A 19,730-nucleotide genomic window follows, 5' to 3' on the forward strand; every position below is an offset into this window, starting at 1 on the left:
TCCGCCCCCTGCCTCGGCCCAGGCAAGGCCGCCGTGGCGTCACGGGTCGGATTCGATCTGCACCTGGTCGCGCCACATCTCGGCCTGTGCATCGCTCCCCGCCGCGGCCGACAGCGGCAGGCGCGGCAGCGCCGAGAGCCGCCTCAGCGCATCCTCTCCCCCGGCCGGGAAGAGCGGCGGCGACAAGGCCGCGACGGCCGCGGCGCGGTTCCCGGCCAGCAGCGCGACACTGGCGGCGAGCAGCGCATCGATCGCCGCCTGCGGCGCTGCATCCGGCGCGATGCCGCCCGCCGCGCGCCATTCCGGCCGCGCCGCGACGAAGGCCTGCTGCACGCTCGGCGCGAACGGGATCCAGCGCGGACCGGTCGCCAGTTCGACGGTCAGGAACTCGGCCTGGGCCAGCAACTCGGCGGCATCGGCCGGCCGGCCGGCCAGGGTGTCCGGCCGCGCGAAGCCGAAGGCGGTGCCGTTGATCGCCTGGCGGGCCGGATCGGTGGTGATCGCGCCGCCCGCGGGGGCCGGCCAGGTCACGGGCTCCGGACGGGGGCCGCCGCAGGCCGCGAGCGCGAGCAGCACCGCGGCGATCAAGCCGGGGCGCCGCCCGTCGCGCATCACAGGCAGCCCGCGGCCCGCGCGCGGGCGCGCACCAGCGCCAGCACCGTCCGGCTGGTCGGCGCCGGTTCTCCCACCAGGTCCGCCAGCTCGACCACGGCACCGAGCAGCGCCTCGACTTCCATGGGCCGTCCGCGCTCGAGGTCCTGCAGCATGGAGGTCTTGTGCGCGCCGACCTCGGCCGCGCCGGCGATGCGCTTGTCGACGTCGATGGCGAAGCGCACGCCCAGCGCCTCCGCCACGCGCTGCCCTTCCAGCATCATGGCGCGCGCAACGGCCCGCTGCTCGTCGTCGTTGATCAGCACGTCGAGCGTCGCGGTGGTCAGCGCCGAGATCGGGTTGAAGGCCATGTTGCCCCACAGCTTCACCCAGAGCTCGTCGCGGATCCGCGGTCGCACGGGCGCCTTGAATCCGGCCGCGATCAGCGCCTCGCTCAGCTTCTGGGCGCGCGGGCTGCGCGACCCGTCCGGCTCGCCCAGGGAGAAGCGGTCGCCATAGGTGTGCTCGATCACGCCGGGCTCGATCACCTCGGCGGCGGGATAGACGATGCAGCCGATGGCGCGCGAGGGCGGCAGCAGCTTCGAGACCGCCCCGCCCGGATCGACGCTTTCGACGATGCGCCCTGCATGGGCGCCGCCGATGCCGTGGAAATACCACCAGGGCACGCCATTCACGGCGCTGACGATCGCCGTCTCCGGCCCCAGCAGCGGCTGCATCTGCGCCGCGGCACCCGGCAGGGAATGCGCCTTGAGCGTGACGACGACATAATCCTGCGGCCCTGCCTCCTCGGCGGTCGCGACGCAGCGCGGGGTGGCCACGATCTCCTGCCCCTCGCTCTGCACGCGCAGGCCCTTGGCCTGCATGGCGGCGAGATGCGGACCGCGGGCGATGACCGTGACCTCGGCATCGCCCTTCAGGGCCAGTTTCGCGGCCATGAGGCCGCCGATGGCGCCGGCGCCGAAGATGCAGATCCTCATGCCGTCAGCCCCAGCTTCTCGGCCAGGCCGATGCGCATCAGCTTGCCCGTCGCACCCTTCGGGATCTCGGCCAGGAACACGACCTTCCGCGGCACCTTGAAGTCCGCGAGATGTTCGGCAGCGAAGGCGCGCAACTCGCGCTCGGAGCATTCCATGCCCTCGCGCAGCACCACCGCGGCGCCGACCTCCTCGCCCAGCTTCGGATGCGGGATGGCGAAGGTCAGCGCCTGCGCGACCGCCGGATGGCCCGACAGCACGCCGTCGACCTCGAGCGGGCTCACCTTCTCGCCGCCGCGGTTGATCAGTTCCTTGAGCCGTCCGGTCAGCGTCAGGAAGCCGTCCTCGTCGAAGGCACCCTGGTCGCCGGTGCGGAACCAGCCATGGGTGAAGGCCTTCGCGTTGGCGTCGGGGTTGGCCTCGTAGCCGGCGGTGACGTTCGGGCCGCGGATGACGACCTCGCCGACCTCGCCCTGCGGCAGGATGGTGCCGTCGTCGTCCATGATGGCGACCTCCGGACCCGCAGGGCGGCCCACCGAACCCGGCTTGCGCGGCCCGGCGAGCGGGTTCGAGCACATCTGGTGCGAGGCCTCGGTCATGCCGTAACTCTCGACCAGCGGGGCCGAGAAGACCTCTTCGAGCTGCCGCATCACCGGCCCGGGCAGCGAGGCGGAGGAGGAGCGCAGGAAGCGCAGCCGCGCGCGGGCGATGATGTCGGCGTTGCGCTCGGCGCGCCCGAGGATCGCCTGATGCATGGTCGGCACCGCGGTGAACCAGGACGGCCGCTCCTCGTCCAGCCAGCGGAAGAAACGCAGCGCGTCGAAGCCCGGCGTGCAGACCACCGCCCCACCCGCGGCGACGGATGCGAGAACCGCCGCCATCAGCCCATGGATGTGGAACAGCGGCATGATGTTGAGGCAGGCATCGTCCGGGGCGAGTTCCAGCGTGCGCCCGATGTTGCGCGCCGAGGCGCAGATATTCGCCTGGGTCAGCGGCACGATCTTGGGCCGCGCCGTGGTGCCCGAGGTGTGCAGGACCAGCGCCTCGTCCTCGGGCCAGGCCATGCCGGGCTTCTCGGGATTGCCGGGGCTGCCGCCCTCGAGCGTGAAGTCGCCGGCCGCCTCACCCGGCACCAGGTCGAGCACCGGGATGGAGAGGCGTGCCGCGACTTCCCGCGCATCGGTCGCCATGCCGTGCAGCACGACCAGCGCCTTGGCGCGGAGATCGGTCAGATAGAAGGTGAATTCCTCCGCCCGATAGGCCGGATTGAGCGGCGCGGTCGTCGCCCCGGACCCGATGGCGAGGAAGGCCGTCGCCATCTCCGGCCCGTTCGGCAGCACGATCGCGACGCGGTCGCCCCGACCGATGCCAAGCACGTTGAGCCGCCGAACGGTGCGCGCGCACAGGTCGCGCAGCGCGCCGTAGGTCAGCCTTGGCCGGTCATTGGTGCCGCGGATCGCCGCGGCCTCGGCAACGCCGCCCGCGAGCAGACGAGAGATGGTCTCGGTCATACGCACCTCGCTCCGAAGACGCCGCGGCTATGGCAGAGGCGATGCCCGGCGTCAGCCATTTCCCATCAAGGCAAAGATATCCCTTTCGTCATGCCGCGCCGGCGTCAGCCGGCGAGCGACGTCCGGTGCCGCTGCGCGAGCTCGACGTAATGCGGCGCGGTGCGGTCGAAGCCCGCCCGCTGCTCCACCGTCAGCACGCGCACCATCTTGGCCGGGTTGCCCATCCACAGTTCCATGGCGCCGATCACCTTGCCCGGCGGCAGCACCGACCCGGCGGCGAGCACGCCGCCTTCCTCGATGATCGCATCGTCCAGCACGGTCGCGCCCATGCCGACGAAGGCGCGGTTCTTCAGCGTGCAGGCATGGATGATCGCCGCGTGCCCGACCGTGACGTCGTCGCCGATCGTCGTGCACTGCCGCCCGGCATTCACATGGACGATGGTGCCGTCCTGGATGTTGGTACCGCGGCCGATGGTGATGGTGTTGGTGTCGCCGCGCAGGACGCAGTGATACCAGATGTTGGACCCCTCCCCGATCGTCACCTGGCCGATCACGGCGGCCGTCGGTGCGACGAAGGCGCCCGGATGCACGACAGGCTTGTGGCCCTCGAACACATAGAGCGGGGGCAAGGTCAGGGTCTGGTTGGTGTCCATCGCGGATCCTCCGGGCTTCGGCCCACAGGATGCGCCTTCGGGCGGGGCAGCGGAAGGCCACCCCGCCCTGGCCGTCACTCCGCCGCGCGCGGCGCCGCGACCGGCAGGTCGGCATTCACGGGAATGCCGAGCATGAGCCCGAGGTTCTGCACCGCCGCGCCGGACGCGCCCTTTCCGAGGTTGTCGAAGCGCGCGACCAGCACCGCCTGGCCCAGCGCCTCGTCGCCATAGACGCGGATCTCGAGCGCATTGGTGCCGTTCAGCGCCTGCGGTTCGATCTTGCCGCCGGCCTCGGCCGGGACGACGCTGACATATTCGCTGCCGGCGTAGCGGTCGCGCAGCAGGGCCTCGATATCGGCGGGCTTCGGCTTGCCGGCCAACATGTCGAGGTGCAGCGGAATCGCGTCCAGCATGCCCTGCGCGTAGTCGGCGACGGCGGGGACGAAGATCGGCCGGCGCGTCAGAAGCGAATACTTCTGCATCTCCGGCAGATGCTTGTGGCGCAGGCCGAGGCCGTACATCTCGAAGTCCGGCGCCGTGCGGGATTCATAGGCCGCCACCATCGACTTGCCGCCGCCGGTGTAGCCGGACACCGCATTGACCGTGATCGGATGGTCCGCGGCCATCAGCCCGGCCTCGACCAGCGGGCGCAGCATCAGGATCGCACCCGTCGGGTAGCAGCCCGGGTTCGACACGTTCTGCGCCGCGGCGATCGCCGCCGGCTGGTCGGGCGTCAGCTCCGCCAGGCCATAGACCCAGGACGGATCGACGCGATGCGCCGTGGAGGCATCGAGCAGCTTCGGCGCCTTGGCGCCGAGCGAGGCGGCCAGCGCGGCACTTTCCTTCGCGGCATCGTCCGGCAGGCAGAGGATGACGAGGTCCACCTCCTCCATCATCTCGCGCCGCGCCCCGGCATCCTTGCGTCGCTCGGCGGCGATCGACCGCAGGGCGACATGCGGGTTCGCCGCCAGCCGCTCGCGGATCTGCAGGCCGGTGGTGCCGGCCTCGCCGTCGATGAACACAGTGGGGGTCTTGGCCATGGGATATGGACCTCCTTGCCGGGCCATTTGCCGCGAAAGCGACCAGGAAAAGCAAGAGGGGCGGGCCCTTGCGGACCCGCCCCCCGATTGAACCAGCCATGCGGCCGGGCGCGACGCCCGTCCGCCAGGCGTCAGCGCTTGGAGAACTGGAAGGAACGTCGCGCCTTCATCTTGCCGTACTTCTTGCGCTCCACGACGCGGGGGTCGCGGGTCAGGAAGCCGGCCTTCTTCAGGATGGCGCGCAGCTCGGGCTCGTAGTTGCAGAGCGCGCGGGAGATGCCGTGGCGCACCGCGCCGGCCTGGCCCGAAAGCCCGCCGCCGGTCACCGAACAGATCACGTCGAACTGCTGGTAGCGGTCGGCCACCAGGAAGGGCTGCGTGATCAGCATGCGCAGCACGGGACGCGCGAAGTACTTCGACTGCGTCTTGCCGTTGATCTCGATGGAGCCCTTGCCGGGCTTCACCCACACGCGGGCCACGGCGTCCTTGCGGCGGCCGGTGGCATAGGCGCGGCCCTGGGCATCACGCTTCGGTTCACGCTTGATCGCAGCCTCGGGCGCCGCCGGCGTGCCGGCGACGAGCTCCTTGAGGTCCGCGAGGGTACGGGTCTCGCTCATCGCCTCAGGCCACCTTCTTCACGAGAACGGAGTTCTTGCGGTTCAGCGCCGCGACGTCGAGCGCCTCGGGCGTCTGGCCGGCATGCGGGTGCTCGGCACCGGCATAGACGTGCAGGTTGCGCATCTGCTGGCGACCGAGCGGGCCGCGGGTGATCATGCGCTCCACGGCCTTCTCGATCACGCGCTCGGGATACTTGCTCTCGAGGCGCTCGCGGACCGTGCGCTGCTTGATGCCGCCGGCGTAGCCGGTGTGCCAGTAGAACACCTTCTGCTCGGCCTTCGCGCCGGTGACGCGGATCTTCCGGGCATTGATGATGACGACGTGGTCGCCGCAATCCACATGCGGTGTGAACTGCGCCTTGTGCTTGCCGCGGAGGCGGTTGGCGACGAGGCTGGCGAGACGGCCGAGCACGAGCCCGTCCGCGTCGATCAGCACCCAAGCCTTCTTCACCTCGGCCGGCTTCAGCGAGGTGGTCTGTCTCGTGAGCATCGGTGTTCCAGGGTCTGACTAGAGAAGCGGCCCGGCTTATCGCGGCCGGCGACGGGAAAGTCAAGCGAAGCCGGGGATTTTTCAATGCGGTATTATAATACCGCATCCCGGATGCCGCCCCCTTCCCCCCGCCGACGCGGCCTGCGACCCTGCCGCCCAAGGGCGGAACAAGCCCGGGATCCTCTGAGGAACAGCGTCCGAATGACCCATCCGTCCCGCCGCGGCCTTCTCGCCGGCACCACCGCCCTGCTCGCCGCCCCGCGGCTTCTCCGTGCCCAGGGCACCTGGCCGCAGGGCCAGGCCACCAGCATCGTCATCCCCTACGCCGCCGGCGGCGCGCCGGACGTCCTCGGCCGCATCATCACCCAGGGCTTCGCCGAGAAGACCGGGGGCAACTTCATCCTCGACCACAAGCCCGGCGCCTCGACCACCCTCGCCGCCCGCCAGGTCGCCCGCGCCCGCCCCGACGGGTCGAGCCTGCTGATGGGCACGGTGGTGACCTTCACCACAGCCCCCTTCGCGCTGCGCAGCCTCGGCTACGATCCGGTCGCGGATTTCGCCCACATCACCCAGATCGCCGAGACGCTCTTCATCCTCGTCGCCAATCCGCGCTGGGAGAGCCTCGACCAGGTGCTGGCCGAGGCGCGGCGGCGGCCGGGGCAGATCACCTATGCCACCTGGGGCGTGGGCAGCACGTCGCATCTCGGCATGGTGGACCTGATGCAGCGCACGGGCACCGAAATGCTGCACGTGCCCTTCAACGGCACCCCGCCCGCGCTGACCGAGACCATCGCCGGGCGGACCGACCTGATGATCTCGACCTTCGCGCCGGCCAAGCCGCATGTGGAAGGCGGGCGGCTGCGCGCCCTCGGCATGGCCTCGGCGGCGCGGACGGCGGCGCTGCCGGACGTGCCGACGCTCGCGGAACTCGGCCAGCGGGACTTCGTGGTCAGCGGCTGGTTCAGCCTGCAGGCCCCGGCCGGCACGCCGCAGGCGGTCCAGGACCGGGTGGGCGAACTCGCGAAGGAGGCCTTCGGCACGCCCGCCGCGGCGGAGACCTTCGCCCGGCTCGGCTTCGCGCCGACCGAGCCCGGCCCGGCGGTGCTGACGGCCCGGATCCGCCGGGAACTCGAGCTTAACCGTGAATTGATGCGCAGGGCGGGTATCCAGCCGGAGTAGTCTCCGGCCGCCGGAAAGAGGATTCGCCCCGATGTTCAGCCACGCCACGGTCGGCACGACCGACATCCGTCGTGCCGTCGCCTTCTATGACGCCGTCCTGACGGATCTCGGCATCGCACGGCAGGAGGCGGATCTAGAGAAGGGGTACGCGGGCTACGCCCTCGCCCCGGAAACGACACCGCAATTCTGGGTCATGCTGCCGATCAACCATCAGCCCGCCACGGTCGGCAACGGCGTGACCATCGCCTTCGAGGCGCCGGACCGTCCGACCGTCGATCGCTTCCACGCCGCGGCCCTCGCCCATGGCGGAACGAATGAGGGTCCGCCGGGCCTGCGCCCGCACTACCACCCCGACTACTACGGTGCTTATGTGCGCGACCCCGACGGCAACAAGCTCTGCTGCGTCTGCCACCGCCCTGCCTGACGGGCGGTGGTCGCGGCGGGGCGGAGGACACGCATGACCGACAAGCCCCATGGCCTGGGCCGCAACGCTTCCAACTACGGCGACCCCGCCTTCGCACTCTATCTGCGGCGGTCCTTCGCCAAGTCCATGGGCTACAGCCAGGCGATGCTCGACAAGCCCGTCGTGGGCATCGCCGACACCGCCTCGGACTACAACAACTGCCACCGGACCATCCCGGAACTGATCGAGGCGGTGAAGCGTGGCGTCCTCGCGGCCGGCGGGCTGCCGCTGTCCTTCCCGACGATCAGCATCTGCGAACCGTCGCTCTCGCCCTGCTCCATGCACTATCGCAACCTCATGGCGCTCGACACCGAGACGATGCTGGCGAACCAGCCGATGGACGCGGCGGTGCTGGTGGGCGGCTGCGACAAGACCGTCCCGGCGCAGCTCATGGGTGCGATCAGCTCCGGCACGCCCTCGGTCATGCTGGTGGTGGGCCCGATGCTGGCCCAGGCCTTCGAAGGCGAGCGCCTGTCCGCCTGCACCGATTGCCGCCGCTACTGGGCGCGCTATCGCGCCGGCGAGGTCTCGGACGAGAAGATCGCCACGCTCGAAGGCAAGCTCGCGACGACGGCGGGCACCTGCGGCGTGATGGGCACGGCAAGCACCATGGCGTGCCTCGCCTCGACGCTCGGCTTCATGCCGCTCGATGCGGCGAGCGCGCCGGCGGTGCACGCCGACCGTCTGCGCATTGCCGAGGAAGCCGGCGCACAGGCGGTGCGGCTGATCCGGAACCCGGTCTCGCCGCTCTCGCTGATGACGCAGGGCAACCTCGACAACGCCGTGCGGGTGCTGCTGGCGCTGGGTGGTTCCACCAATGCGATCGTGCACCTCGCCGCCATTGCCGGGCGCGCGGGGCTATCGCTCGACCTCAAGCGCCTCGATGCGCTGTCCGAGGAAACCCCCGTGCTGGTGGACCTCAAGCCCACCGGCGAGGGCTACATGGAGGATTTCCACGCCGCCGGCGGCATGCGCGCCCTGCTGTGGGAACTGCGCGACCTGCTCGACCTCACCGCCAAGGACCTCGACGGCAGGACGCTCGCCGAGCGCATCGGCGATGGCAGCCACTTCGTCGATCGCCGCATCATCCGCGCACGGCAGACACCGGTCTCCCCGGTCGGCGGCCTGGTCGCGCTGTTCGGCTCCCTCGCCCCGGAAGGCGCGATCCTCAAGCGCAGCGCCGCGACGCCGTCGCTCTTCGAGACCGAGGCCCGCTGCATCGTCTTCGACGGGCTGAAGGATCTCTCGGACCGCATCGACGACCCCGACCTCGACGTCACGCCGCAGGATATCCTGGTGCTGAAGGGCGCGGGTCCGCGCTCCCCGGCGGGCATGCCCGAGGCCGGTTACCTGCCCATTCCGAAGAAGCTCGCGCGCCAAGGCGTGAAGGACATGGTGCGGATGAGCGACTGCCGCATGTCCGGCACCGCCTTCGGCACCATCGTGCTGCACATCGCGCCCGAGGCCTCGGTCGGCGGGCCGCTGCAGTTCGTCGAGACCGGCGACCGCATCTGCCTGTCGGTGAAGAACCGCACGCTGGACCTGCTGGTGGACGAGGCGACGCTGGCGAAGCGCCGCGCCGCCTGGACACCGGCCCCGGCGCCGAAGCGCGGCTGGGACAAGCTGGTCCATGACCAGGTGACGCAGGCGCCGCTCGGCGCGGACCTGGCCTTCCTGCGCGCCGAGCCTTGATCGCCCTGGTCGGCGCGACGGGGCGCTCGGGCGCCGCGCTCGCGCGCGTCCTGGCGGCCGAGGGGATCGCCTTCATCCCCGTGATCCGCAACGCCGCCGCCTGGGCGGCGCTGGGCCTGCCGGGGGAAGCGCGCGTCGCCGACCTGCGCGACCCGGCATCACTGCACCGCGCCCTGGCCGGGGCGGAGTGCGTCGTCAGCACCGCCCATGCCCGCCACGCCCCGGCGCTGCTGGCCGCGGCGGAACCGGGCGCCTCCTTCGTGCTGATGGGCTCGACCCGGCGCTATTCGCAGTGGCCGGACGCGCATGGCGACGGGGTTCGCGCGGGGGAAGCAGCCTTCCTGGCCTCAGGCCGCCGCGGCGTGATGCTTCACCCGACCATGATCTATGGCGCCGAGGGGGAGGACAACGTCCGCCGCCTTGCCGCCCTGATCGCCCGGCTGCCGTTCGCGCCTCTGCCCGGCGGTGGCCGTGCCTTGGTCCAGCCGATCCACCAGGGGGACGTCACGCGGTCCCTGCTCGCCGCGCTGAAGCGCGATTGGGCCGAGGCGACCACCATCGTCATCGCCGGCCCGGCGCCGATGGCCTATCGCGACTTCCTCGGCGCCGTCGCCCACGCCGCCGGGCTGCGCGTGCCGCCCATCCTGCCCATCCCGGCCCTGCCGCTGCGCCTCCTTGCCCCCCTCACTCGCTTCATTCCGGGCCTGCCGCGGATCGGCGCGGACGAGATCCGCCGCCTGACCGAGGACAAGGCCTTCGACATCGGCCCGATGCGCCGGCTGCTCGGGGTCGAGCCGATTCCCCTCGACCAGGGCCTTGCCCTGACCTTCCCCCGGCGCCACACCTCCGCCTGAGACGACCGGAGCCGACCCCCCATGCCCGTGCACAACCGCATCGCCGATTTCCATGCCGAGATGACCGCCTGGCGGCGGGACTTCCACGAGCATCCGGAACTCGCCTTCGAGGAGGTCCGCACCTCCCGCGTCGTCGCCGAGAAGCTGCGCGAATTCGGCTGCGACGAGGTCGTCACCGGCATCGCGAAGACCGGCGTGGTCGGCGTGATCCGCGGCAACAACGCTGCCTCGGGCCGTGCCATCGGCCTGCGGGCCGACATGGACGCGCTGCCGATCCTCGAGGAAACCGGCGCTCCCTATGCGTCCAAGACGCCGGGCAAGATGCACGCCTGCGGCCACGACGGGCACACCACCATGCTGCTGGGGGCCGCGAAATACCTCGCGGAAACACGCAACTTCGACGGCACCGTCTACGTCATCTTCCAGCCCGCCGAGGAGAATTTCGGCGGTGGCGAGGTGATGGTGAAGGAAGGCCTGTTCGAGCGCTTCCCGATGGAGCGCGTCTTCGGCCTGCACAACTGGCCTTCCATCCCCGCCGGCACCTTCGTCTGGCGCGAAGGGCCGGTCATGGCCGCGGTCGCGAACCTCGAGGTGAAGATCACCGGCAAGGGCGCGCATGGCGCGATGCCGCACAACGGCAACGACCCGATCGTGATCGCCGCCGCCATGGTGCAGGCGTTGCAGTCCATCGTCGCGCGCAACGTCGAACCGGTGGACGCCGGCGTCATCACCATCGCCCACATCAATGGCGGCCACACCTACAACGTCATCCCCGAAACGGTGACGATGCTCGGCACCGCGCGCTGGTTCGGCCCCGAGATCGGCGACCTGCTGGAGAAGCGCTTCCTCGAGACCGTCGCCGGCATCGCCGCCGCCTTCGGCGCCCAGGCCGAGGCGAAGTTCATCCGCCTCTACCCCGCGACGATCAACGAGGTGGAGAGCGTCCACATCGCCGCCGACGCCGCCCGCGCCGTGCAGGGGGAGGCGCGCGTCCTGCCCATGCCGAAGCCGACTATGGGCGGGGAGGACTTCTCCTTCATGCTCAACGCCAAGGACGGCGCCTACCTGATGCTGGGCGGCGGGCGCGGCGAGCAGGATGCGAGCCTCCATCACCCGAAATACGACTTCAACGACGAGATCCTGCCGGTCGGCGCCTCCTGGTGGGCCTCGCTCGCGGAGCGGCTGCTGCCCCGCAAGGGCTGACGGACGCCCGGGAATGCGCCGGTCAGCGCATTCCCGCCCGGCCCCGTCGATCGCCACCGGATGTACTCCGCAGGTGCGTTAGCCAGTTGGAAATGGCGTGGGCGGAATATGGAGAGGTCCTGACGATCTCTCCCCGGAGGCCCCGACATGGCCCAACAGCGACCGCGGATCGACACCTGGCCGCTCCTCCCGCGGCGCCTGCCTGACGGCGCAACGCGCGCACCGGATGAACCTGCGCGGGCGGCGGTGACAGCCGCCGTCGCCATCGCCGCCGTGCTGCTGCTGCTGCGCACCCTGCCCGACCCCGCCCTGGCGCGCGAATTCGCGGTCCTCGTCGCCAATGTCGGATTCAAGGGCAGCTTCGCGATCACGGTCGCCCTGATGGTCATGCTGTTCAGCGGCGCGCTGGTCAGCCCGATGCCCCTGCATCCCGTGTTGCGCCGCACGGCCCTCGCCGCCTTTGACCATGGCGTCCATCTCGGCCTGGTGCTGACCGTCGCCGGACTGCTCGCCGTCATCGTGCTGCATGGCGGCGTCAGCCGCCTGGCGGTGGGCTTCACCTGTCAGGCCCTGATGCTGATGGGCTGCTATCGCGCACGCGGATGGTTTGCCCGCCGGACCGAGACCCAGTGACAGGGGAACCCCTTCCCCCATAGGCCCGCCTGGGAAGGATCGGCTGCTCCGCAATCCCAACGTCGGAGCAGCCGTTTGCTATTTCTTTCAACCACTTGCGCGGCGGCGGCGAAGCGCCTCTCTCCAGGGTCCGACGACACCGAAGGACCCTGCGCCATGCCCCATGACGGTCACGACCATCCCTCCATCCCCGCGGATGGCTGGAAGACCACCGGCGTCCGCGTCATCCCGGGCAACAGCCTCGACGCCAACACCGCCCAGACCCCCGGCATGAACCGCGCCGCCGCGATCAATGCGGCCCGCGTCGGCGCGCAGAAGATCTGGGCCGGCACCGTCCACATCCACCCCGACGCCAAGACCGGCGCCCATCACCATGGCCACCTGGAAAGCGTGATCTACGTGGTGAAAGGCAAGGCGCGGATGCGCTGGGGCGAGAAGCTCGAATTCACCGCCGAGGCCGGGCCGGGCGACTTCATCTACGTCCCGCCCTACGTGCCGCACCAGGAAATCAACGCCTCGCCCGACGAGACGCTGGAATGCGTCCTCGTGCGCTCCGACAACGAGGCGGTCGCGATCAACATCGACATCGAGCCGGTGGAGAAGCCGGAGACGGTGCTCTGGGTGGATCCGATCCACCGGGCGCCCGAAGGGCATTGAAGGCCGGGGGAGGAGAACCTCCCCCAGACCCCCTCCCTTCCTTGCCCACTGGCGGGGCGCATTGCGCGGCGATGGTCCCGGGGGAAGACTGGCGGCCGGAAACGACATCCGGGAACCCGCATCATGCGTCGCCTCGCCGCCCTGCTGATGATGTCCTGTCTCGCGCTGCCCGCCGCCGCACAGAATCTGCGCATCGGCTTGAGTTCCGACCCCGATGTCCTGGACCCCACCCTCTCGCGCACCGTCACCGGCCGGCAGGTCTTCGCCGCCATGTGCGACAAGCTGGTGGATATCAACGAACGGCTCGAGATTGTCCCGCAGCTCGCCACCGCCTGGCGCTGGGCGGATGACGGCAAGGCGTTGGTCTTCACCCTGCGCGAGGGGGTCCGCTTCCACGACGGCGAGCCCCTGACCGGCGAGGCCGCCGCCACCGGCCTGCGCCGCCACATCGAGACCCCCGGCTCCACCCGCAAGGCCGAGATGGGCCCGGTCACCGAGGTCGTCGCGACCGGCCCGCTCGAGGTCACGCTGCGCCTGTCCGAACCCTTCGCGCCGCTGCTGGCCGCGCTGGCCGACCGCGCGGGCATGCTGGTCTCGCCCCGGCAGGCGCGCGTCACCGGCGCGGACTTCCAGCGCGAGCCCGCCTGCGCCGGCCCCTTCCGCCTGACCCGCCGCGTCGCCCAGGACCGCATCGAGCTCGAGCGCTTCGACGGATATTGGGACCGCGCCAACGTCCATGCGGAACGCATCACCTACCGCCCGATCCCGGATTCCACGGTACGGCTGGCGAATCTCCGCGCCGGCGCGCTCGACGTGATCGAGCGCATCAGCCCATCCGACGTCGGCGACGTCCGCCGCGACCAGCGCGTGCGACTGGTGCAGGGCCCCTCGCTCGCGACCTTCTACATCGCGATCAACGTCGCGAACGGGGCGCGGGCGCAGACGCCGCTGGGCCAGGATCCGCGCGTGCGGGAGGCGCTGGAACGCGCGATCGACCGCCAGGCGCTGGTCAACGTGGCCTTCGAGGGCCTCTGGGTTCCCGCCAACCAGGCGGTCGCACCGGACCATCCCTTCTACGCCCGTTCGGTCCCGCTGCCGCAACGCGACCTCGCGCGGGCCCGCGCGCTGCTGCGCGAAGCCGGGCACCAGCGCGTGCGGATCAAGCTCTCGGTGCCGAACACCACCGACTACCTGCAGGCCTCCGAGGTGATCCAGGCCATGGCCGCCGAGGCCGGCATCGACATCGAGATCCAGGTCATCGAGACCGCGACCCTGCTCAACCAATGGACCGCCGGCGATTTCGAGGCGCTGATGATCCAGTGGTCCGGGCGCGTGGACCTCGACGGCAACCTCTATGCCTTCTACGCCTGCGGCGTGCCGCTGAACGGCGGTCGCTACTGCAACCGGGACGTCGATGCCGCGCTGACCGAGGCGCGGCGCAGCGTCGACCCCGCGATACGAGCAGCCGCCTATGACCGGGCGGCGCGCATCTACCTGGCCGATCGGCCCTACATCAATCTGTGGCAGCCCCTGACGCTGCATGGCGCCGGGGCCTCGATCCAGGGCTTGCGCGCGGTGCCGGACGGTATCATCCGTGTGCAGGGCCTCAGCGGCGCCAGGGGATGAAGCGGATATGACGGAAACGATGCGTGCGGTTGTCGTCACGGCGGAAGGCGTTCGGGTGCAGGAGATGCCCCGCCCGAGCCCCGGGCCGGAAGACGTGCTGGTCCGCGTCCGCGCCGCCACGCTGAACCGCGCGGACCTCGGCGTCGCCGCGGGCGGCGCGCATGGCGCGATGGGCGGGCCGGGGACGATCCTTGGCCTCGACTTCGCGGGCGAGGTCGCTGCCATCGGCAGCGCGGTGACGGGCGTGAAGGTCGGGGACCGCGTCACCGCGTCGGGGTCGGGCGGTTATGCCGAATACGCCGTCGCCGACATCGGCCGCGTCCAGAAGGTGCCGGACCGCAACCTGTCATGGGAAGAAGCGGCGACGCTGCCGGTCGCGCTCGCGACCATGCACGACGCGATCGTGATGAACGGCCGCCTCGCCAAGGGGGAGAGCGTGATGATCCTCGGCGCCTCCTCCGGCGTCGGCATCATGGGGATGCAGATCGCGAAATTCATGGGCGCCTCGCTGGTGGTCGGCACATCGACCGACCATGACCGGCGCGCGCGTCTGAAGGAGTTCGGCGCCGACGTCGCGGTGAACACCCGCGATGCCGACTGGGCGGACCAGGTGCTGGCCGCGACCGGCGGCAAGGGCGTGAACCTGGTGATCGACCAGATCAGCGCCGCGACCATCAATGCGGCGATGCGCTGCACGGCGATCCTCGGGCGCATCGTCAATGTCGGGCGGCTCGGCGGCATGAAGGGCGAATTCGACTTCGACACCCATGCGACGCGCCGCATCTCCTACATCGGCGTCACCCACCGCACGCGCTCGCGCGACGAGATCCGCGCCGAGTATGCCGCGATGCGCCGCGACCTGTGGAAGGCGGTCGAGGACGGCCGCTTCACCATCCCGATCGACCGTGTCTTCCCGCTGGACCAGACGGTCGAGGCGCTGGCGCACATGAAGGCCAACAAGCACTTCGGCAAGATCGTCCTGTCGGTCTGAGGGAGGCGCCCCATGCATGACCTCGTCATCCGCGGAGGCACCGTCGTCGACGGCACCGGCGCCCCGTCCTTCGAGGCCGACGTCGCCATCGACGGCGCGCGCATCGCCGCGGTCGGCAAGGTGAGTGCACGCGGCAAGGAGGAGATCGACGCCAAGGGCCTGCTCGTCACGCCCGGCTTCGTCGATATCCACACGCATTACGACGCGCAGGCCTCGTGGTCGGAGCGGCTGATCTCATCCTCCATCAACGGCGTCACCACCGCGCTGATCGGCAATTGCGGCGTCGGCTTCGCGCCCTGCCGGCCCGAGCGGCGCGACATGCTGGTGAAGCTGATGGAGGGCGTGGAGGACCTGCCCGAGGTCGTCCTCACCGAGGGCCTGTCCTGGAGCTGGGAATCCTTCCCCGACTACCTGAACTTCCTCGGCGGGCGGCGCTACGACACCGACATCGCGGCGATGGTCACCCACGCCCCGCTGCGCGTGCATGTCATGGGCGAGCGCGCCGAGGCCCATGCCGAGGCGACGGAAGCCGAAATCGCCGAGATGGCGCGCCTTGCCGCCGAGGGCCTGGCCGCGGGCGCGGTCGGCATCTCGACCTCCCGCGCGCTCGCGCACCGCACGCTGGACGGGCGGCACATCCCGACGCTCGGCGCGCCGGAGCCCGAACTGGAAGCGCTTGCCCGCGCCCTGCGTGACCACGGCCATGGCTGGCTCCAGGTGATCTCAGACTTCGACGACCCGGCCGAGGAGGAATTCGCCCGCCTGCGCCGCGTCGCCGCGGTGGCGGGGCGTCCCCTCACCTTCTCCCTGCTGCAGCGCGAATCCAAACCGACCTTCTGGCGCTGGCTGCTCGACCGCGTCGAGGAAGCCAACGCCGCCGGCGTGCAGATGTTCGGCCAGGTGATGGGCCGCCCCGTCGGGCTGATGTTCGGCTTCGAGCTCTCGCAGCATCCCTTCCTGACGCGTCCGTCCTACCGCGAGGTCGCGCAGCTTCCGCTGCCGGATCGCGTCGCCGCCCTGCGCGACCCCGCCCGCCGGGCTCGCATACTTGCCGAGCCCACCGACGATGCCGGGCTCAAGGTGCGGCTGAACAACTGGGACAAGATCTTCCCGCTCGGCGACCCGCCCGACTACGAGCCGCCGCCCGAACGCTCCGTCGCCGCCATGGCCACCGTGCGCGGCATGACGCCCGAGGCGCTCTGCTACGACCTGATGCTGGAACGCGACGGCCGCGCCATCCTCAACCGCCCGCTGCTGAACTACGCGGATGGCGACCTCGAGGCGATCCGCCAGATGATGACCCACCCGCATACGCTGATGGGCCTCGGCGACGGCGGCGCGCATGTCGGCTACATCTGCGACGCGTCCTGCATGACGCACATGCTGGTCCACTGGGCGCGCGACCGGAAGCGCGGCGCGCGCCTGCCGGTCGAGCAGGCGGTCAAGCGCATCAGCCACGACAACGCGGCGGCGATGGGCCTCACGGATCGCGGCGTTATCGCGGCGGGGCGCAAGGCCGACATCAACGTCATCGACTTCGCGCGCCTGCAGCTGCGCGCGCCGCGGATGCATTACGACCTGCCCGCCGGCGGCAAGCGCCTGGTGCAGACGGCCGATGGCTATGTCGCGACGGTGCTGTCGGGTGCCATCACCTATCGCGAGGGCGAGGCGACCGGGGCGCTGCCCGGGCGCCTCGTGCGCGGGGGCCGGGCCGCCTAAAGCAGATCCCGATCCGGTGGAATCACCTGATCGGGTAAACATGCTCGCAAAACCAAAAGCCTGGAGACGTTGCCGTGAGCCATGGCGAAAGGAAACGGCTCTAGGCGCCGACCTCCGCGAAGAATGCGTCGACGATCGCGTTGAATTCCGCCGCGCGCTCGAAATGGCCGGAATGACCGGCGCGCGGCAGCGGGACGACCTTCGCGCCAGGGATCACCGAGGCCATCGCCGCGCCGGCGAAGGGCGGCAGTACGATGTCCTCCTCGCTCGGCACGAAGAGCACGGAACATTGCGCGGCGGCGAAGCCCTCCGGCGCCCGGCGGCGCTGGGCGTCGAGGCGGCCGCGGACGGCCTCCCGGTCGAAGCCCTGGGTCAGGCCGTAGATGTGGTTGTAGAGGTGGTGCAGCGCGGGCTGCTCCTCGGCCATGCGCGCGCCCGCCGCGGGGTTGATGTTGCGCGCCAGCAGGCCGGCCCGCGCCGCGGCGCTCTCCTGTTTCCAGGGTTCGAGCCGCGAGCGTTCCGGCTCGCGCATCTGCCGCGGGTCGAGCGAGCCTGTCGTCGCCCCCAGCACGAGTGCCTTCACCCGCCCGGGGCGCAGCAGCGCGTATTCCACCCCGGTCCAGCCGCCCATGGACTGGCAGACGATGCGGATGTCGCCGAGGCCCAGTTCATCCACCAGCGCCGCCAGGTCGGCGGCATAGGCCGCCGGATCCGGCCCGGCCTCCGGCGCCGTCGAGGGGAAGAAGCCGCGATGGGAGAAGGCGACGCAGGTGTAGCGGGTCGCGAAATGCGCCACCTGCTGCCACCAGGACATCAGGTTCCCACCGAGGCCGTGGGCGAAGACGATGGCAGGCCCCTCGCCCGTCATCTCGTAGCGGATGCGGGCATCGGGGCGCTCGATCCAGCCGGCACGGCGGGGCGGGGCGGTGAAGGTCATCGGGGCTTCTCCAAGGGGCGCCCATCCTGCCGCAGGGACCGCGCGGCCGACAGAGGCCGGACGCGGCGGTTCCGGTCTGGCGGGCGGGTGCCGGCCCGCCTAACTTGCGACGCCGTTTCATCTCCAGGAGCCGCCGCACCGCCATGGCCCCCACGCCCGACACCTTCGACTACGTCATCGTCGGCGCCGGCGCCGCCGGATCGATCCTCGCCGCGCGGCTGACCGAGGATCCGGGCGTCACGGTCTGCGTGCTGGAAGCCGGTCCGCCGGATCGCAATCCCTGGATCCATATCCCCGCGGGCTTCATCAAGACGCTGGTCGATCCATCGGTCACCTGGCAGTTCAAGACAGCACCGACCGAACGCACCGGCGGCCGCGCCATCTCGACCACGCAGGGGCGGACGCTCGGCGGCTCCTCCTCGGTCAACGGTATGATCTACAACCGCGGCCAGCCGGGGGACCTGAATTCCTGGGCGCAGCGCGGCAACCGCGGCTGGGGCTACGAGGACTGCCTGCCCTACTACATGCGTACCGAGAAGCGCATCGGCTTCGGGCGCGACGACCGGCGCGGCAAGGAAGGCTCCCTGCCCGTCACCGACATGGACTGGATCCATCCGCTGTCCGAGGCCTTCATCGAGGGCTGCGTCGAGGCCGGCCTGCCCCGCAACCCGGACTACAATTCGGGCGACCAGGCGGGCGTCGGCTACTTCCAGCGCGGCATCCAGAAGGGCTGGCGCGTCTCCGCCGCGCGCGCCTTCCTCAAGCCTGCCATGGCACGCAAGGAACTCGAGGTCCGGACCAATGCGCGCGCCTGCGGCATCGTCTTCGAAGGCAGGCGCGCCGTCGGCATCCGTTACCAGACCGCGCGCGGTGCCACGCCGATCGAGGTGCGCGCGCGGCGCGAGGTCATCATCTCCGCTGGCACGGCGAACACGGCGCGGCTGCTGCAGGTCTCAGGCATCGGGCCGGCCTCGACGCTCGCGCGCATCGGCGTGCCGGTGTTCCACGAGTTGCCGGTGGGCGAGAATTTCCGCGACCACTACGCCTCGCGCATCGTCATGCGCGCCAAGCCGGGCGTCGAGACGCTCAACCAGCTCGCCAAGGGCTTCAAGCTGGCGCAGCAGGTGGCGCGCTGGGCGGCGGGCAAGCCCTCCATCCTCGCGACCGCGCCGTCGCATGTGCACATCTTCTGGAAGTCCTTCGAAGGCCTGGACGAGCCCGACCTGCAAGGCGTCTTCACCCCCGGCTCCTACGCCGAGGGCAAGGTCTACGTGCTCGACGACTATCCCGGCTGCACGGCCGGCGCCTGGCAGCACCGCCCCGAGAGCACCGGCTGGGTGCGAGCGAAGAGCGCCGATGTCTTCGAGGACCCCGAGATCCAGCCGAACTACCTGAGCCACGAGATGGACCGCCGGGTGCACCTCGGCGGCATACGGCTCATCCGGCGCCTCTTCGCCACCTCCCCGATGCAGCGTCTGCTCGAGGCCGAGGTCCTGCCCGGCGTCAACACGCAGAGCGACGACGAGCTCCTCGACTTCGCCTATCGCAACGGCAGCACGACCTATCACCTGATCGGCACCTGCCGCATGGGCCCGGAGACGGACGTCACCTCGGTGGTGAACGACCGCCTGCAGGTCCATGGGCTCGAGGCGCTGCGGGTGATCGACGCCTCGGTCATGCCGAGCATGACCTCGTCGAACACCTACGCGACGACGATGATGATCGCCGAGAAGGGTGCCGACTTCATCCGCAACCGGCCGCCGCTGTCCGCGGCGGCGTGAGGGTCAGGCCGCCCGCTTGAGGCTGAAGCGGGCCCAGACGTCGGCGAGTGCGGCGACGAGGCGGTCCATGTCGGCATCGGTGTGCACCGGCGAGGGCG

At 70.7% G+C, this 19,730-nt stretch carries 19 protein-coding genes; 11 read left to right on the forward strand and 8 right to left on the reverse strand.

Annotated features, from left to right (window positions below; translation table 11 throughout):
* Nucleotides 1-39: 39 nt before the first annotated feature.
* The 7 genes from GWK16_RS21260 to rplM all read right to left on the reverse strand — a co-directional run bounded on the left by GWK16_RS21260 (nt 40) and on the right by rplM (nt 5,897).
* Nucleotides 40-612, reverse strand: coding sequence for a hypothetical protein (locus GWK16_RS21260; protein ID WP_170055980.1), 573 nt, complete (start codon nt 610-612; stop codon nt 40-42).
* Nucleotides 612-1,589, reverse strand: a complete 978-nt coding sequence (locus GWK16_RS21265; RefSeq protein ID WP_170055981.1) for a 2-dehydropantoate 2-reductase — start codon at nt 1,587-1,589, stop codon at nt 612-614. The genes GWK16_RS21260 and GWK16_RS21265 overlap by 1 nt, the downstream gene beginning before the upstream one ends.
* Complete coding sequence (locus GWK16_RS21270) at nt 1,586-3,097, reverse strand: acyl--CoA ligase (RefSeq protein WP_170055982.1); 1,512 nt, start codon at nt 3,095-3,097, stop codon at nt 1,586-1,588. The genes GWK16_RS21265 and GWK16_RS21270 overlap by 4 nt, the downstream gene beginning before the upstream one ends.
* 104 nt (nt 3,098-3,201) lie before the next feature.
* Entirely contained in the window at nt 3,202-3,750 is a 549-nt protein-coding gene (locus tag GWK16_RS21275; RefSeq protein WP_170055983.1) for a gamma carbonic anhydrase family protein, read from the reverse strand.
* 74 nt (nt 3,751-3,824) lie between these two features.
* A complete protein-coding gene (gene argC, locus GWK16_RS21280; RefSeq protein WP_170055984.1) occupies nt 3,825-4,790 on the reverse strand; it encodes an N-acetyl-gamma-glutamyl-phosphate reductase in 966 nt (321 codons plus the stop codon).
* A 131-nt stretch (nt 4,791-4,921) separates the two neighbouring features.
* Complete coding sequence (gene rpsI, locus GWK16_RS21285) at nt 4,922-5,407, reverse strand: 30S ribosomal protein S9 (protein ID WP_168042753.1); 486 nt, start codon at nt 5,405-5,407, stop codon at nt 4,922-4,924.
* Nucleotides 5,408-5,411: 4 nt separating this feature from the next.
* On the reverse strand, nt 5,412-5,897 hold the full coding sequence (rplM, locus tag GWK16_RS21290; RefSeq protein WP_168042754.1) for a 50S ribosomal protein L13: 486 nt from the start codon (nt 5,895-5,897) through the stop codon (nt 5,412-5,414).
* A 201-nt stretch (nt 5,898-6,098) separates the two neighbouring features.
* On the opposite strand from rplM, the gene GWK16_RS21295 reads away from it, so the two are divergent.
* The 10 genes from GWK16_RS21295 to GWK16_RS21340 all read left to right on the forward strand — a co-directional run bounded on the left by GWK16_RS21295 (nt 6,099) and on the right by GWK16_RS21340 (nt 16,914).
* Nucleotides 6,099-7,076, forward strand: coding sequence for a Bug family tripartite tricarboxylate transporter substrate binding protein (locus GWK16_RS21295; RefSeq protein ID WP_170055985.1), 978 nt, complete (start codon nt 6,099-6,101; stop codon nt 7,074-7,076).
* 31 nt (nt 7,077-7,107) lie between these two features.
* Entirely contained in the window at nt 7,108-7,500 is a 393-nt protein-coding gene (locus tag GWK16_RS21300; RefSeq protein WP_170055986.1) for a VOC family protein, read from the forward strand.
* A 33-nt stretch (nt 7,501-7,533) separates the two neighbouring features.
* Nucleotides 7,534-9,231, forward strand: a complete 1,698-nt coding sequence (locus GWK16_RS21305; protein WP_170055987.1) for a dihydroxy-acid dehydratase — start codon at nt 7,534-7,536, stop codon at nt 9,229-9,231.
* Nucleotides 9,228-10,085, forward strand: a complete 858-nt coding sequence (locus GWK16_RS21310) for an SDR family oxidoreductase (protein WP_170055988.1) — start codon at nt 9,228-9,230, stop codon at nt 10,083-10,085. The genes GWK16_RS21305 and GWK16_RS21310 overlap by 4 nt, the downstream gene beginning before the upstream one ends.
* 21 nt (nt 10,086-10,106) lie before the next feature.
* Nucleotides 10,107-11,288 (forward strand): M20 aminoacylase family protein, encoded by a 1,182-nt coding sequence (locus GWK16_RS21315; RefSeq protein ID WP_170055989.1) that lies wholly within the window; start codon nt 10,107-10,109, stop codon nt 11,286-11,288.
* Between the two features lie 147 nt (nt 11,289-11,435).
* Complete coding sequence (locus GWK16_RS21320; protein ID WP_170055990.1) at nt 11,436-11,921, forward strand: hypothetical protein; 486 nt, start codon at nt 11,436-11,438, stop codon at nt 11,919-11,921.
* Between the two features lie 156 nt (nt 11,922-12,077).
* The gene (locus tag GWK16_RS21325; RefSeq protein WP_168042761.1) at nt 12,078-12,578 is read left to right on the forward strand and encodes a cupin domain-containing protein; all 501 of its coding nucleotides are present in this window, start codon (nt 12,078-12,080) and stop codon (nt 12,576-12,578) included.
* A gap of 123 nt (nt 12,579-12,701) precedes the next feature.
* Nucleotides 12,702-14,204 (forward strand): ABC transporter substrate-binding protein, encoded by a 1,503-nt coding sequence (locus tag GWK16_RS21330; protein WP_170055991.1) that lies wholly within the window; start codon nt 12,702-12,704, stop codon nt 14,202-14,204.
* A 7-nt stretch (nt 14,205-14,211) separates the two neighbouring features.
* Nucleotides 14,212-15,195 (forward strand): zinc-binding dehydrogenase, encoded by a 984-nt coding sequence (locus GWK16_RS21335; RefSeq protein ID WP_211187627.1) that lies wholly within the window; start codon nt 14,212-14,214, stop codon nt 15,193-15,195.
* Between the two features lie 12 nt (nt 15,196-15,207).
* Complete coding sequence (locus tag GWK16_RS21340) at nt 15,208-16,914, forward strand: N-acyl-D-amino-acid deacylase family protein (RefSeq protein ID WP_170055992.1); 1,707 nt, start codon at nt 15,208-15,210, stop codon at nt 16,912-16,914.
* Between the two features lie 100 nt (nt 16,915-17,014).
* Here GWK16_RS21340 and GWK16_RS21345 read toward each other — a convergent pair whose 3' ends face one another.
* On the reverse strand, nt 17,015-17,851 hold the full coding sequence (locus GWK16_RS21345; RefSeq protein WP_170055993.1) for an alpha/beta fold hydrolase: 837 nt from the start codon (nt 17,849-17,851) through the stop codon (nt 17,015-17,017).
* A gap of 143 nt (nt 17,852-17,994) precedes the next feature.
* Between GWK16_RS21345 and GWK16_RS21350 the strand changes: the two genes are divergently transcribed.
* Nucleotides 17,995-19,632: a GMC family oxidoreductase gene (locus GWK16_RS21350; protein ID WP_170055994.1), complete on the forward strand. Its 1,638-nt coding sequence runs from the start codon at nt 17,995-17,997 to the stop codon at nt 19,630-19,632.
* Nucleotides 19,633-19,730 lie beyond the last annotated feature (98 nt).

Origin of the sequence: Neoroseomonas marina, assembly GCF_012927745.1 — a bacterium.
GTDB lineage: Bacteria > Pseudomonadota > Alphaproteobacteria > Acetobacterales > Acetobacteraceae > Neoroseomonas > Neoroseomonas marina.

What these genes read in the sequence shown, in the direction of transcription:
- GWK16_RS21260 (WP_170055980.1), bottom strand. Translation starts at nt 612, where the DNA reads ATGCGCGACGGGCGGCGCCCCGGCTTGATCGCCGCGGTGCTGCTCGCG.
- GWK16_RS21265 (WP_170055981.1), bottom strand. Translation starts at nt 1,589, where the DNA reads ATGAGGATCTGCATCTTCGGCGCCGGCGCCATCGGCGGCCTCATGGCC.
- GWK16_RS21270 (WP_170055982.1), bottom strand. Translation starts at nt 3,097, where the DNA reads ATGACCGAGACCATCTCTCGTCTGCTCGCGGGCGGCGTTGCCGAGGCC.
- GWK16_RS21275 (WP_170055983.1), bottom strand. Translation starts at nt 3,750, where the DNA reads ATGGACACCAACCAGACCCTGACCTTGCCCCCGCTCTATGTGTTCGAG.
- argC (WP_170055984.1), bottom strand. Translation starts at nt 4,790, where the DNA reads ATGGCCAAGACCCCCACTGTGTTCATCGACGGCGAGGCCGGCACCACC.
- rpsI (WP_168042753.1), bottom strand. Translation starts at nt 5,407, where the DNA reads ATGAGCGAGACCCGTACCCTCGCGGACCTCAAGGAGCTCGTCGCCGGC.
- rplM (WP_168042754.1), bottom strand. Translation starts at nt 5,897, where the DNA reads ATGCTCACGAGACAGACCACCTCGCTGAAGCCGGCCGAGGTGAAGAAG.
- GWK16_RS21295 (WP_170055985.1), top strand. Translation starts at nt 6,099, where the DNA reads ATGACCCATCCGTCCCGCCGCGGCCTTCTCGCCGGCACCACCGCCCTG.
- GWK16_RS21300 (WP_170055986.1), top strand. Translation starts at nt 7,108, where the DNA reads ATGTTCAGCCACGCCACGGTCGGCACGACCGACATCCGTCGTGCCGTC.
- GWK16_RS21305 (WP_170055987.1), top strand. Translation starts at nt 7,534, where the DNA reads ATGACCGACAAGCCCCATGGCCTGGGCCGCAACGCTTCCAACTACGGC.
- GWK16_RS21315 (WP_170055989.1), top strand. Translation starts at nt 10,107, where the DNA reads ATGCCCGTGCACAACCGCATCGCCGATTTCCATGCCGAGATGACCGCC.
- GWK16_RS21320 (WP_170055990.1), top strand. Translation starts at nt 11,436, where the DNA reads ATGGCCCAACAGCGACCGCGGATCGACACCTGGCCGCTCCTCCCGCGG.
- GWK16_RS21325 (WP_168042761.1), top strand. Translation starts at nt 12,078, where the DNA reads ATGCCCCATGACGGTCACGACCATCCCTCCATCCCCGCGGATGGCTGG.
- GWK16_RS21330 (WP_170055991.1), top strand. Translation starts at nt 12,702, where the DNA reads ATGCGTCGCCTCGCCGCCCTGCTGATGATGTCCTGTCTCGCGCTGCCC.
- GWK16_RS21335 (WP_211187627.1), top strand. Translation starts at nt 14,212, where the DNA reads ATGACGGAAACGATGCGTGCGGTTGTCGTCACGGCGGAAGGCGTTCGG.
- GWK16_RS21340 (WP_170055992.1), top strand. Translation starts at nt 15,208, where the DNA reads ATGCATGACCTCGTCATCCGCGGAGGCACCGTCGTCGACGGCACCGGC.
- GWK16_RS21345 (WP_170055993.1), bottom strand. Translation starts at nt 17,851, where the DNA reads ATGACCTTCACCGCCCCGCCCCGCCGTGCCGGCTGGATCGAGCGCCCC.
- GWK16_RS21350 (WP_170055994.1), top strand. Translation starts at nt 17,995, where the DNA reads ATGGCCCCCACGCCCGACACCTTCGACTACGTCATCGTCGGCGCCGGC.